Raw genomic sequence first — 15,434 nt, 5'->3', positions numbered from 1 at the left:
TTTGCGTTATCATTTCAAGAATAGATATTATATGATGCACTATGCATTATATTTATAAGAATAGAATTTCTCTCTAAAAGTTTAAAAAAAATTATTTCATGGAAAATGGACATTGTTTTATCGTTATTGAACTATAATTTATACACCCAAAACGGCTACTCATTTAACTTTGAATTAACAAAACCTTAACTTAAGCTAAGTCGTATTTACTTAAAGTTGAAGCTTGCTAAGTACTCATAAAATATTCTTAACATTAATGCGGATTTTATTATTTCGTTATAAAATAAAAAATTTACTAAATTCAACTATAAAAAAATGACAAAAAAATTGAGGCGTGGAAATAGATTCATTGCAATTGTTGTATTTGCAATTATTACCACTTTTGGTTGTAGACCCGATTTGCTAGAATATGCTCGTCCCGAAAGTTTAGCAGGCACCATATATCAGCAACTTGAGTCAATGGGTACATTTAATTATTATTTAAAGTCTTTAGATCAAACAGAATTTAAAGAACCTTTAGCAAGAGGTGGTTCTTGGACGGTTTTTGCACCTACAGACGAAGCTTTTGAAAAATACATGCAGGAAGAAGGCTATGCAAATTTTGGTGCTATCCCTCTTCAGAACATACAGGATATCATAGACTATTCCATAATAACTGATGGTTGGAACACCACAACCTTAACGTATTTTTCTAATAGGTTTTACGAAGGACAAAGTTTCAGGCGTAGAACACAATACCAACGTCCTTATATAGAAATTGATTCTGATACTTTACAACATATTAGAGATTGGGAATCAGGAAAGTATTTGGTAGATATTAGTTTAGGTAGATTAAAAACAACTGATTATTTTCTTGATTTATATTTTGATAATTGGAATATTCAGTATGCAGATTATGAATTCATGTTTTCAGGTAAAACTTTTAATGCTGGCGACATGAAGGTTTTTGAGGCAAATGTTTCGCAGACTAACATTGTAGCCGAAAATGGAATTATTTATGCTTTAGATAAAGTCTTTGAACCCAAACCAAATTTGTATGAAAATCTTTCTGCAGCAGAATATGAGGGTAAATATTCGACATTTAAAAAAATATTAGAACGTTTTGCCACGCTTGTTGATGTAGGTGACGAGGTTCATCCAGATACTGGTGTCACTGAAACCATCCATCAACTTAGATTTGCAACAGGAATCGAAAATAACTTCCTGCCTTTCAATCCTGCTGACGAAAACTATCCTTCGAATATTGACGCAACATTGGCGCAGGCCTATGGGTTTTTGGTACCAACGAATGACGCTTTGTCAAATTATTTAAACGGAAGTAGTATTTTGGGACAATTTTATGAGTCCTATGATGACATGCCTTTAGACGTTTTAGGTCAGTTTTTATCGCCCTATTTTTTTAACGATTTTTATGATATTTGTCCTAGCAGATTTGGCCAAAGTTATGATACTAGTTTGGGTTTAGTTGATTATAAACCAGCAGATGTTGTGGATAAAAAGTTTTGCAGCAATGGTTTCTTTGTGGGGGTAAATACGGTGTATATAAACAATAGTTTTGGAACGATCATGGGACCACTTTTGTTAAATCCAGAATATGCTATTATGCTTAACACAATTCAGAATCTTGGAATTGACATCGCTTTACAAAGCAAAGGGGTGCGTTTTTCTATTTTAGGTGTTAAAAATAGTCAGTTTGTTGATGTGGCAGATCCTAACAGCGCAACTCGAAAAATTACAGTGCTTACTAATGATTCACGACTTCCTAATCCTTTTGATCCTAGAGATCTATCAGTAATTTACATGGAAGTTACAGGAGATCCTAATGGTTCAAATAATCGCATATATCCAGACCCAGGAGCTTCAAATCCAAGTGCTTCAGATATTGCTTATGTTGCACAAACACTAAAAGACATTGTTCTTAATCAAATTATAAACTCAGATATCGATTTTAACGCGAATAATTATTACCAAGCAAGAAGTGGTGAGTTTGTGTATGCTTTTAATGGGAATATGGCAGCAGGAGGAGGTGATATTCAAGAAGGTGAATCTGCTCAAATAGTGGAAACTTTGGAGACAGATAATGGTAGTTTTTATGAAATGAGTAGTATCATAGAAAGACCATTGCGCTTTACATACGGTGCTCTTGAGGCTGATCCTAACAATAGTTTCTCTTCCTTTTTGGAGGTTTTAGAAACTGCCGACGCACTTATCACTATTGTAGGATCTGACGACAAATTGGTTAATTTTCTTAATCTGCAAAAAACCTTTACACTATTTGCGCCCAATAACACTGCTGTTGCCAATGCTATTGCAGAGGGTGTAATTGTAGAACCAAACACAGTAGAGGGGTTGTCTGATTTAGACAAAGTCATAGCAAAAAGAGATCTTCTCAACTTTGCTAAAAAACATTTCTTACAGCAAGCGATCCCTACAGATGGAAAAACTGTTGGAACTTTTCCTTCTATGTATTTTAGTAAAGTAATAGACTTTGCCCCAGTTTACGATGAATTTTCAATTAGCAATACAACCACTTCGATTTCCATTACAAATACAGAGACAGCACAGACTGTAACAACAAGTAGTATAACAAATGTACTATCAAAAAGAGTAGTTATTCATGAAGTCGATAATTATATAAAATAGTAAAACTTAAAGTTTATCAAGTATGAAGTATCAATACAGGTCATATTCATATGTCTTAATCATAGTATTTACGTTATTTTCAGTGTATAGAATATCTGGACAATCAAAGCAGAAAATAATTATAACGGGTACTATAACTTCTGAGGTAGGTAATGAACCTCTAATGGGCGTAACTATTGCTGAGAAAGATGAAAACAATCGTATTATTAGTGGAGCCATAGCAGATTTTAATGGAAATTATTCAATTAAAATTTTTGATCCGAAAAATACTCTAACATTTTCATATATAGGCTTTATTACCAAAGAAGTTGTACCAAATACTAAAAGAGTAATAGACGTTAAATTGATGGATGACGTTTTTGAATTAGATGCAATAGAAATAAAAACCACTAAAAAAGTGTTTACAGGTGAATTTGAAATAGATAAAAGGAGAATTGCTACCGCGGTAGAAACCATTTCAGTAAAAGAGATTAGCGAAACAGTTTCTACGGGACTTGTAGATCAGTTACAAGGTCGTATAAGTGGTTTAGATATTGTAGCCAATTCAGGAGAACCTGGTGCAGGTATGTCTATTCGTATTCGTGGTACATCATCATTAAATGCTTCCTCTGAACCTTTAATTGTTATTAATGGGGTACCTATTGAAACACAAATAGATCAACTTTTTGATTTCGGGGCAGCAGATGAGCAACAATTCGCAGCACTAGTTGGGGTGTCGCCAGACGATATAGAAAGTATTTCGGTATTAAAAGATGCTGCAGCAACCGCACAATTTGGTTCAAGAGCAGCTAACGGTGTTTTACTGATAACGACTAAACGTGGCGCTAAAGGAAAAGCAAGATTTTCTTATAGTTATAGAAGTACTTTAGATTGGCAGCCAGATGGAATTCCTTTACTAAACGGTGATCAATATTCGACCCTTGTAAAAGATATCAATATTGCTGTAAATGAAACTACGGGTTACCCACAGGTTGAATTTGATCCTAATTATGAGCTCTTTGAGTTGTATAATAAGAATGTCAATTGGATTGATGAAATAACACAAATAGGAAGTATTAATGAGCATTTTCTTGGAGTTTCTGGGGGAGGTGAAAAATCATCATACCGTATTTCTGGAAGCTATAAAAATCAAGTGGGAACCACTGTAGGTGCTGGTTTTAAGCTTTTTACTACGAGAGCTATATTGGATTACAATATATCAGATAAAATTTCAATTGCTTCAGAACTATCCTATACGCATAGTTCTACAGACAGGTCATTTTCAAGAATTAGAGAATTGGCACTTCTAAAAATGCCAAATCAATCTATTTATGAGGTTGATGAACTTGGGAACCCAACGGATATCTATTTTACACCGGTAGATGCTTTTCAAGGCAGTGGCATAACTTATTACAATCCAGTGGCCATGGCCAACCTTGCCACTAGAAATACAGAAAGAAACAGAATATCGCCAATTTTTAGATTTGATTACAAACCATCTAAGACTTTTAGTTTTAACTCAATTATTTCTTTTGATATCAATGTAGATAAAACATCAGTTTTTGTCCCAGAAGCGGCTTTAGGTGCTGCATGGACAAGTTCAGCAAATAATGAAGCTACTTTTTCAGACGCTGAATTTTTTGTTGCCAGAACAGATACTAGATTGGTTTGGAATCCTTACATAGGTAAAAAACATTCACTTTTTGCAAGTGGAGCATTTCAAACTTTTGAGAAAACGAGTCAAGGTTATATAGCAAATACAAGCAATTCGCCAAGTAGTTTTCTACAATCGCCAATAACCCCTGCACGTATTGAAGGCTCTGGAAATACGTTGAGTTCTACATTTACTCAAAATACTTCTTTGGCATATAATTTTATGTTTAATTATCAATTTTTAGACCGCTACATTTTAAGTGGAGGCATACGCTCTGAAGGGAATTCGAAATTTGGAACAAATTATAGATATGGTACTTTTCCTAGTATTTCCGCTAGGTGGAATATGGTTGAAGAAAAATTTATGGAATCTTTAGAGTTTATAGATGAACTTAGTCCTAGAGCAAGTTATGGGGTTAATGGGAACTCACCCCCTTTTAATTATGGACAATACAACACTTACTCAACGTACAATTATAATTACCTTGATGACCGACCTGTAATTCCAAACAATATTGAGTTGACAGATTTAAAATGGGAAACGGTCATACAAAGTAATATAGGGCTCACCTATTCATTTTTTGACAGAAAAATAAGTGGTGATTTAGAATTTTACTGGAAAGAAACTAGAGACTTTTTAAGTGAAAACACAGCCATCCCCTCGACATCTGGTTTTTCAAGGTTGCCTTTTCTAAATCTAGGTAATATTAGTAATGAAGGATTTGAATTAAGTATTAGAACTCAAATTATTAGAAATAAAGATTTTAGTTTCGATTTTAATTTCAATATCGCACGTAATAACAATATGGTTACCAAAATTTCAGACGCACAAGCTACAGAAGAAGGAAACCCTCTAGCTACAGGTCCAGATGGTTATTTAAAGAGAATTCAAGAAGACAATCCCATCGGCTCATTTTATGGCTACCGTTATTTAGGTGTTTTTAGTACTTCAGAAGATTTGGTTGCTAGAGATGAAAACGGTACTGTTATTACAGATATAAATGGCGAACCAAAGAATCTTGTCTTTAATGGTAGTAGAGAGTTTAAAGCCGGCGAAGCGATGTATGAAGATATTAATAAAGACGGAAGTATTGATCGATTAGATGTGGTGTATTTGGGGAACGCAAATCCATTATTGTTTGGTGGTTTTGGTCCCACCTTAAGGTATAAGAACTTTCAGCTAAATGCCTTTTTTAACTTTAGACTCGATCAAAAAGTGATAAATCTGGCAAGAATGAATACAGAAAGTATGGATAATTATGACAACCAAAGCACAGCTGTACTGCGCAGATGGCGATTTGAAGGAGATGTAACAGACATTCCAAGGGCTTATTTAAACAGTCCAGTAAATACATTAGGGTCAGATCGTTTTTTAGAAGACGCGTCATTTTTAAGAATGAAGTTTATTACCTTAAAGTATGATCTTCCTAAAAACGTAATTAAGAAATTTAATATCTACAATGCCTCTTTCTTTCTAACAGGTACCAATTTATTAACTTTTACAAAATACTCGGGTGCCGATCCAGAAACAGGTGCAAGTGATGAGTGGCAAGAGCTTGGTTACGATATAAACCAAACCCCTAAATCGCAACAAATAACACTGGGATTAAATGTATCATTCTAAGATGATAATAACTTTTACTACAATGAAAAGACATATAAAGAACATATTAATAATCATCCCAATTTTTTTGGTCTCGTTACTTTCCTGTGATGATTATTTGGAATTAAAACCCAAAGATAATCTAATCCAACAAGAGTTTTGGCAAAATAAAGAACAAGTAGCCGCTGCCGTTGCTGGGTGTTATGCATCTATGAACCAATCTAGTTTTACAGATAGAGTATTGTTGTGGGGTGAACTTAGAGCAGAAATGTTGGTTTCCAGAAGAGCTAGTAATGCCGCTTTAAATTTAATGAACAATTTTATGATACCAACCAACACTTTGGTAAGTTGGAATTCATTTTATGCAACCATCAACTATTGCAATTTAGTATTAGAATTTGCTGATGCTGCCAAAGAAAACGATTTATCTTTTACACAGCAAGAATTAGATAATTTTAAAGCAGAAGTGTTAACCATTAGATCTTTGGTCTATTTTATTTTAGTAAGAAACTTTAAAGAAGTTCCATTAGTGCTAACAGCAACATCCAATAGTCAAGTTGATTTTTACCCTGCAAAAAATACCGAAGAAGAGATTATTACTCAAATAATCGAAGATCTTAAATTAGCTGTTTCAGATCTTAATTTAGGTGCAACACTATCTGCAGCTTATGACAAAGGAAGAATGACAAAAGGTGCAGCATTAGCCATACTTTCTGATGTGTATTTGTGGAGCAATCAATTCGATAATTGTATTGATACCTGCAATGAAATTGTAAGTCTAGGTAAATATAGTTTGGTGGGTGGTTCAGAATGGTTTGATAAGATATTCTTCGAAGGAAATTCTAGTGAAGGTATTTTTGAATTACAATTTAGCGATATAAATGCAACATTTAGAAATTCATTTTGGATTGGAAATCCGTTATATGGAACTTACGTAGGGATCATAGAACTTTATGAAGAGTTTCCGAATGATATTAGAGCAGATTTTGCCACTTATGATGCGCAAACAAATGCTATTTACAAATATGCAGGAGTAGATGCAGCAGGAACCTATAGAGGACAAGATGAATTTTTTAACAACTTTATATTTTATAGATATGCAGATGTTCTATTGATGCAGGCAGAAGCATATCTTTTATCTTCAAATAATAAAAACTTAGACAGAGCTAAGGATTTAATAAATGCTGTACATCAACGTGCTACAGGAGTTCCATTAGAAGTTGTAATTAACGAAACATCTCTACAAGAAGCATTATTACTAGAGCGTCAAAAAGAATTTGCTTACGAAGGGAAGAGGTGGTATGATTTACTACGTTTTGCAAGACGTAATAATTTTGAACGACAAGAACTGATACTAGATCTAGTTGATGTAAAAGCGAGTGCAGATAATTATGAACAACTTTTGAGTTATTATTCAGATTCAGAATCTTATTATTTGCCAATACCACAAGCAGATATCAATCTTAATGACAATTTAATTCAAAACCCCTATTATCAAAATTAAAAGAATAATATAAAAGATAATATTATGAGAACAGATAAAATTAGAAAGTTGCTTGTAAGTTTATTACTACTTGCTATAATCATCATCAGTTGTGATGATAAGCTTGATAATACCACTTTCTTCACAACGGATGAAAAAACAATTTTACAGACGCTGGAATCTGATCCAGATAAATTTTCGATGTATGTAGATATTTTACGTAAAACAAAATTCGACAGTGCATTTAAAAGTTACGGTAGTTATACTTGTTTAGCACCTACCAATACGGCTATTAAAACATATTTGCAGGAAAATTTTAATGTAGGCTCAGTAGATGAATTAACATCTGAAGATCAAATTGAGTTTTTAAAAATAGTAGTTAAGTTTCACACCTTACCAACGCAAAGGTATACCAGTAGTTTTATTGAAGGTCGTTTAGCTGATACGACTTACACGGGTGATTTTCTTACCACCTCATATTTAGACGGAGGAGGTATTTCGAATGTTAAAATTAATCGAGAGATTGGTTTAGATCAATACGATATAGAGGCTAGCAATGGTATTATACACGCCCTTGATGGCGTATTGTTACCATTTATTGACCCCATTCCTAAAGTAATTGAAAAGGCTGGGAAACATACTATTTTTATTGAAGCTTTAAAACAAACAGGATATTATGAAATTTTTTCTGTAATTTTTGATACTAAAGGAGCCAAAAATAATTTTACAATTTTGGCAGAATCGGATGTTGTTTATGCTCAAGAAGGCATTCATTCTTTTGATGATTTGGCGAATCTAATCTCTCCTGGAGATACCGATTACACCAATCCAAATAATGAATTGAACAGATTTATGGGCTACCATGCCACAGAAAGTTTTTTATACACTGCTGATTTTCCTGCTGATAGCTTTATAAATACCATTTTACCTAAAAATGCGATTAAATCATTTAAAACAGATAAAGAACTTAAATTAAATGAAACTGAGACTGGTGTAAATGATACTTGGACATCTTTAATTCCATCAGAAAGTAATTATCCTGCAAAAAACGGAGTGTACCATACGGTAGATAAATTGTTTACCATATTTATACCGAAAGCAAAATATGTAATATTTGATTTTGCAACGGGTCAGCCCGAAGTACAATCGGGTGCAGTTGGTTTTGGCAGATGGTATAATGATCCCACTATTTTTTCTCGTCTTCGAGTTTTTCCAGCAACTCGTATAAGAATTCTTAGACAGAGTAGAAATGCAGCATACGATGCAGGAACCGTATTGAATTTAGGTTCTGTTACATGGATTGAATTTGATACTCCAGTACTTCCTAAAGGGAAATATGAACTTAGGGTATGCGGAAATCAAGGGAATAATGGTAGACCAATATTTCAAACCTACTGGGATGGTCAACCTATTGGTTCACAATGGGATATGAGGGTAAATCCTAGTGAACTAGGAATAGGTTGGCCCAATGAAGACTCAACACAATTGAGAGATCGTGGTTACGTGAGAGGGCTTAGAGATGTTTTCGACAATACAGGTACCTCGGCCTATGACATAGCTACCTGGGCTAGATTTATAATAACAGATGAACTACTCATGCCCGAACAACAAAGTCATGTGCTTCGTTTTGAAACGGTAAGATCAGGAGGTATTCCTATTGATTATGTTGAGTTTGTGCCAGTTGATTAATAAAAGAAAATAATATGAAAGAACTTCTAATGAAAAACAAGAATAAATACATATACAATCTCAGCTTTTTTGTTGCAGTCCTTACCATTCTTGTAACCATTATTGGTTGTAAAGATGATGCCTGGGAGAATCATTATAAAGAATTAGATTCCAGTTTAGAAAATAATCTTTTGTCTGTGCTATCTGAAGGCGCGGAATATACTGTTTTTGTTGATTTACTTGAGCAAACAGGTTATGATGCACTTTTAGAAACACCTCAAGCATACACTGTATGGGCGCCTAACAATACGGCTTTGGCTCAAGTATCTACTGATATATTAAATGCCCCTGATTTACTAAGTGAGTTCATAGGAAACCATATCTCTAGATTTTCTTACAATACAAGTTTTGCTGAAAATTCGGTTTTGGTGAAAATGTTAAACAATAAGTCCATTCAATTTTCAAATTCTAGTGGTAGTGTGACCTTCGGAGACGTTAACGTTGTTGAAAAAGATATTTTAACAGCTAATGGAATTTTGCACAAAATAGATGACGTATTAACAGTAAGGCCTAATGTTTTTGATTATCTCAATGATAATGCCCTTCGATTTCCAATATTATTAGATTTTCTAACACAATTCAATGAAACTGTTTTTGATGAAGTAAATAGCGTAAAAATAGGAACCAATACTTTGGGGCAACCAGTGTATGATTCCATCTTTAATTCATCCAATAGTTATTTTAATATTATTGGTAATTTGAGTTCAGAAGAAGAGCGCTACACATTTATTGGTTTAACAGATGCTGTGTATGAAAACATATTTGATGATTTATATGATTATTATCAGCATCCTGTTGCAGATTCAACTAAATACTATACAGACAGTGCCATATTTAGCAACCTGAATTTTCCTATTGTGAATCTTGAAGACTTAGATGGATCAGCTATTACTACAACAACAGGTAATAATGTTATTATAAACTCTGGCAATGTAATAGAAAATTATGCTTTAAGCAACGGCAACTTGTTTGTTGTAGACCAACTGGATTATGACCCTAAAAATATTATTTACAAAAAAATACGGTATGAAGTAGAAAATTCAAGCAGAAGAGAAATAGGATCTTTATCAGATTTTACCATTCAAAAGAAATATGACATCAATGCTTCTGGTGATTTTACAAATACGGTATCACTCACAAAAAATCCAAATGCGAACAATAGTAATAACTATTTTGAAATCGCTTTTTCAAATGTATTATCGGCAAATTATAACATCGATTTAAAATTTTCTCCAATTGGCGCAGCGAAGCAAACCAAATTAAAGTTTGAATTTAGTTATGTGGATGAAAATGAAAATATTATTGTAAATGAGATTCCAGCAATTATAATTAGTAATCAAGAAGATGGTGTTGTTCGTATTGGAGGTACGTATGCGATACCAGTATATATAAACAGTAACAAAACTAACAACTTTTTTGTAAAGCTTAAAGTTATTATTGATGTTAGCGAACCCGAACTTTTATTGTACGATCGTAGTTTTGGAATCGATTATGCAGAATTAGTACCCATTGATTAATAAAAATAAATAGTAAACATGACTTATCTGACTCTGATGAAAATAAAGAATGCACATACCCTGTTTTTCATTTTATTTTTTGGAATAACTATTGCGTTGCAAGGACAAGAAAAATCTGGAATTACTGTAACAGGTATCGTGATTGATGCAATTGACGAACGTCCATTAGCTGGAATAAATATTCGGGTAGGAACATTTTCATCTGTGTTAACGAATGAAAAAGGAGAATTTTCTATTCTAGTGCCAGATACAAGAGCCACACTTCATGTAAGTAATATTGCTTATCAAAATAAGGAAGTTGCTCTTAAAGGTCTCACAAAAGTTAAAATTAAGATGCACGATAACAATTTTAAATCCTATTATAATAAGATTCAAATGCCCTTTGAGAAAAAATCAAATACAGCTATTGTAAGTGCTGTTGCTACTAAAGAGGGGAGCATTTCAAGTCCTCGTGAATCTGTTGCTAATTTATTAAATGGAGAGGTTAGTGGTATGAGAACCATTTTACGCTCTGGTGTGCCAGGTATAGGTGCTAACATGTTTATTAGAGGATATAATACATTAAACGCAGCTACACAACCTTTAATAATTATTGATGGTATGATGATAGAGACCAACACCTTTAGTAATAATGCGATCATCAATGGGTATGCCTATGATCCCTTGTCAGATATAAATCCTAAAGATATTGCAAATATTACAGTAATAAAAGATGCTGCCTCAATTTACGGTGCAAGAGGAGCCAACGGTGTGATACTTATTGAAACCAATAAAACAGATGCTATTTCAACTAAAATTGATTTCTATATACAAGGTGGTTTAAATATGGCACCAAATAATATTCCGATGATGAATAGCGGTCAGTTTAAAACTTATTTAGTAGATCAATTTAATAATTCAGGACTTTATACCAACAGTGAAATTGCTAATTTGCCTTTTTTTAATGAAAACACTTCTTTTGAAGATTATGAAAGATATCACAATGAAACAGATTGGCAAAAGCAAATCTTTGAGAACAGTTTTACGAACGAATACTATCTTAGAGTAACCGGTGGAGATGAGGTTGCTAAATATGGGCTATCTATTGGGTATACAACAAATGGTGGTGTTGTGTCCAACTCAGAATTTGATAGGTTCACCACCCGTTTTAATGCAGAAACAAATATTACAGAAAAGCTTTCGCTAGATACCAATTTGAGTGTAACTTATGCTACACGTAATTTATTTGACGATGGTTTGTTAAGTACATCACCCATTTTTTCAGCACTTAATAAATCACCTTTTCTATCGCCATTTGTACCAAATGCAGATGGTATTGTTACAAATATTTATGAAGATATAGATGAAATTGGGGCTTTTAGTAATCCTAAAGCAATTACTGATAATGCTACTTTTGAAGCCAAAAATTACAATTTGTATGGTCACTTAAAAATTGGGTATGAAATTTCAAAAAATTTAAATTTAAGTTCTTTAATTGGATTAAATTACTTGAAGAACAGAGAGAACGTTTTTCTTCCAGATTTGGGTCTTTCTTCAAGTGTTAATGAATTTGACGATGTGCTCTTTCGGTCTTCTAAAGTGAGTGTTCAAAGTTTGTTTGCTGTTTATAATGACACCAAGTTGAACTATTTACTAAACGTAGATAATATTCATAATTTATCATTAAACCTAGGAATAAGATACAATCAAAATAATTATGAAAACTCATTTTCTACCAGTGGAAATTCAGGAGATGATCAATTTACTTCATTAGATAGTGGAGATAGATTAACATTTGTTACTTCGGGTAGTATAGGTAACTGGAAGTATGCATCACTTTACGCAAATGCAGATTATTCATTTTTAAACAAATATTTTTTTAGCTATAACTTCTCTGTTGATACCTCTTCTCGGTTTGGAGAAGATAACAAGATTGGAATATTCCCATCCGTTGGCGCAGGTTGGTTAATTTCTTCAGAAAATTTTATGGCTGCATCTAAAAATGTAGACCAGATTAAACTTAGAGCTAGTTATGGTTTAACTGGAAATGATGGTATTGGCAATTACAATGCCGAGTCTTATTTTGTTTCCCGTAGATTCTTAGAAGGTACAGGTCTAGTAAGCGGTAATGTTGCAAATAGTTCTATTGCTTGGGAAGAAACTACAAAAGCAAACATAGGTTTAGATCTGGGATTTTTTAATGAAAGATTATCGTTTACTATTGATTATTTCAATAACGTAACAGATGGACTACTAAATACAAATGAAATTAATTCAGTTTTTGGTCAAGAGGGTTTTATAAATAATGATGGTAAACTTACAAACCGAGGTTTTGAATTTGGCTTACATACGCGAATAGTAAATACCAACAGTTTTAGTTGGGATGTTGGCGGAAATATATCCAGGTATAAAAACGAAATTCTTTCACTACCTAGCGGAAGTCAGATATTAGATATTCAAGGTGTTGAAGCCACCATAATAAATCAAGAAGGAAGTCCATTAGGATTGTTTTATGGATATAAAACCGACGGTATCTACAATAATTCAGCAGCTGCAACTTCAGATGGATTGAGTTGGACAGATTTTAGAGGTTTTGAACAACCATTTGTTGCCGGAGATGTAAAATTTGTAAATACAAATACTTCTGATACTATTATTAATGAAGATGACAGGGTGGTTATCGGAGACCCAAATCCTGACTTTACAGGAATGTTCTACAATACATTTACCTATAAAAGAATTACGTTATCTGCCTTATTTACGTTTAGTGAAGGAAATGACATTTATAATGCTTTAAGGTGGAAAACAGAAGCTATGAGTGATTTTTCAAATCAAAGTGAAGCTATTGCTAATCGTTGGAGCGTTGAAAATCAAAATACAAACATACCTCGCGCCGTTTACGGAGATGAAGTAGGTAATTCAAGATTTTCTGATCGTTGGATAGAAGATGGCTCATACGTTCGTCTTAAAACACTATCCTTATCCTACACGCCAAAAGTATACAATGCTACTATATATGTTACTGCAAATAACCTATTTACGTTTACAAATTATTTAGGTTATGATCCAGAGGTAAGTGCATCACAAGTAAGTTATTTACAAGGTATTGATGCAGGGTATATGCCTCAATTCAGTTCCGTACTTATTGGTATTCGAGTAGGACTATAAAATTTATATACAACTGAAAAATAAAAAAATATGAAGCAATACATAACTATTTTATTTAGCATACTCATTGGTGCAACACTATTTACTTCTTGTGAAAGTTTAACAGATGTGTCTCCAGAAGAAGTATTGTTATCTGATGATTACCTAGGAGATGATAAATTGGATGCGAGATCTGCCTTATTCGGAGTAATTTCTCAAATGCAGGATATTACAGAGCAATATATTGTTTTAGGCGAAATACGGGCAGATTTGGTTGATGTTACAAGTAATGCAGGAGATGAAATTAGACAAATCAACACTCATAACATAAACCTTGAAAATAGTTATGTAGATCCTAAAACGCTATTCTCTATCATAAACAATTGTAATTTTGCGCTAGCAGGTATAGATACAGAGGCTTATGATAATTTATTGCTTGACGATTATGCCTCTATTCTTCGCATTAGAACCTGGTCTCAAATGCAAATACTTATCAATTACGGTAAGCTTCCATATATCACAGATCCTATACAAAATGAAGATGACTTAACTAAAAAATATCCTTTACTTTCTTTTGAACAAGGTATAGACCAATTAATTGAAAATCTTCAAGCTGTTACAGGTGTAGATAATGTGACCGATTATGAAAACTCATTAGGGTTCAGTATTTTTAATATGATTCCAAATCAAGATGTTCTTTTGGGAGACTTGAATTTATGGAAAGGAAATTTTCCTTTAGCAGCCATGCATTATAAACAATTTCTTGATGATAATGTTTCTGGAGCAAGTAACTTTTATAATCTAACATCACTTTACGGAGTAACCACTACAGAAAGCAGTGGAGCTTATACTACTGATAATAACTGGGATGATATTTTTCAAGAGACCATTCAAAACTCCGAAGTTATAAATTACATTTCTTATAGTGAGCAATTTAGGCAAGAAAATAACGGTTTTGTAGTTTTTGGAAATCAAATAAAACCTTCATCTCAAGCTATCTTCCTTTGGGATGAACAACTTAAGGGTTTTAATAAACAACCTTATGAATCAGGAGATAATAGAGCATCTGTATCATATACAGGTATTAGTGATATGGCCAGAATTACTAAATATCAATATGATTATTTTACTTGGAATAGAGTCGCTAAAATATACCTTAGGTATGCAGAAGCTATAAATTATGCTGGATATCCTTATCATGCGTTAACCATTGTTAACGGTATTTTTAATGATCCAAATACATTACCACAAATGGCATTAATTTTTAACAATACAGAAGATTTTTTAAATTTTGATGTGAATCAATATTATGTAACCAATTCAAGCGATGTACCAACTTCTGGTAATTTAGGAGTTAGAGGAAGAGTAAGTATGGCACCCGTTTTTATAGATTCAAATGTTAGTAATGAAGAGGCAATAAAATTGGCAGGAGAACTCATTCTCAATGAAATGGCATTAGAACTTGCTTTTGAAGGAAATAGATGGGAAGATTTAGTTCGTTTTTCTAAAAGAGCAAATAACCCTGTTATAATTTCTGAAGCGGTTGCTCAAAAATTTGAAACCTCTGGAGATGCATCAAGCGCAGCAAAAGTTCGCGCTATATTAATGAATCCAGAAAATTGGTATTTGCCATTAACCCTTCCAGAAAACTTTGTTTCTGATTAATCAGTTGAACATTTTCTTGTAAGTATTTCTGTTATTA

At 33.1% G+C, this 15,434-nt stretch carries 7 protein-coding genes; all 7 read left to right on the top strand.

Going from position 1 to position 15,434, the window contains the following annotated elements:
- Window positions 1-315 precede the first annotated feature (315 nt).
- From Q0998_RS09010 to Q0998_RS08980, 7 genes are read left to right on the top strand one after another with little or no spacing between them, the layout of a single operon-like run.
- Window positions 316-2,643 (top strand): fasciclin domain-containing protein, encoded by a 2,328-nt coding sequence (locus Q0998_RS09010; protein WP_299669148.1) that lies wholly within the window; start codon window positions 316-318, stop codon window positions 2,641-2,643.
- A 22-nt stretch (window positions 2,644-2,665) separates the two neighbouring features.
- Complete coding sequence (locus tag Q0998_RS09005; RefSeq protein ID WP_299669146.1) at window positions 2,666-5,899, top strand: SusC/RagA family TonB-linked outer membrane protein; 3,234 nt, start codon at window positions 2,666-2,668, stop codon at window positions 5,897-5,899.
- A gap of 22 nt (window positions 5,900-5,921) precedes the next feature.
- A complete protein-coding gene (locus tag Q0998_RS09000) occupies window positions 5,922-7,382 on the top strand; it encodes a RagB/SusD family nutrient uptake outer membrane protein (RefSeq protein WP_299669144.1) in 1,461 nt (486 codons plus the stop codon).
- Between the two features lie 24 nt (window positions 7,383-7,406).
- Entirely contained in the window at window positions 7,407-9,050 is a 1,644-nt protein-coding gene (locus Q0998_RS08995) for a fasciclin domain-containing protein (protein ID WP_299669142.1), read from the top strand.
- Between the two features lie 14 nt (window positions 9,051-9,064).
- Complete coding sequence (locus tag Q0998_RS08990) at window positions 9,065-10,606, top strand: fasciclin domain-containing protein (RefSeq protein ID WP_299669140.1); 1,542 nt, start codon at window positions 9,065-9,067, stop codon at window positions 10,604-10,606.
- Between the two features lie 36 nt (window positions 10,607-10,642).
- Window positions 10,643-13,753 carry a SusC/RagA family TonB-linked outer membrane protein gene (locus Q0998_RS08985; RefSeq protein ID WP_299669138.1) on the top strand — a complete coding sequence of 1,037 codons (3,111 nt, stop codon included), beginning with the start codon at window positions 10,643-10,645 and terminating at the stop codon, window positions 13,751-13,753.
- A 30-nt stretch (window positions 13,754-13,783) separates the two neighbouring features.
- Window positions 13,784-15,397 carry a RagB/SusD family nutrient uptake outer membrane protein gene (locus tag Q0998_RS08980; protein ID WP_299669136.1) on the top strand — a complete coding sequence of 538 codons (1,614 nt, stop codon included), beginning with the start codon at window positions 13,784-13,786 and terminating at the stop codon, window positions 15,395-15,397.
- The last annotated feature ends 37 nt before the right edge of the window (window positions 15,398-15,434 follow it).

Origin of the sequence: uncultured Polaribacter sp. (genome assembly GCF_947501385.1) — a bacterium.
Classification (GTDB): Bacteria; Bacteroidota; Bacteroidia; order Flavobacteriales; family Flavobacteriaceae; genus Polaribacter.
This window is presented reverse-complemented; position numbering and strand designations above follow the sequence as displayed.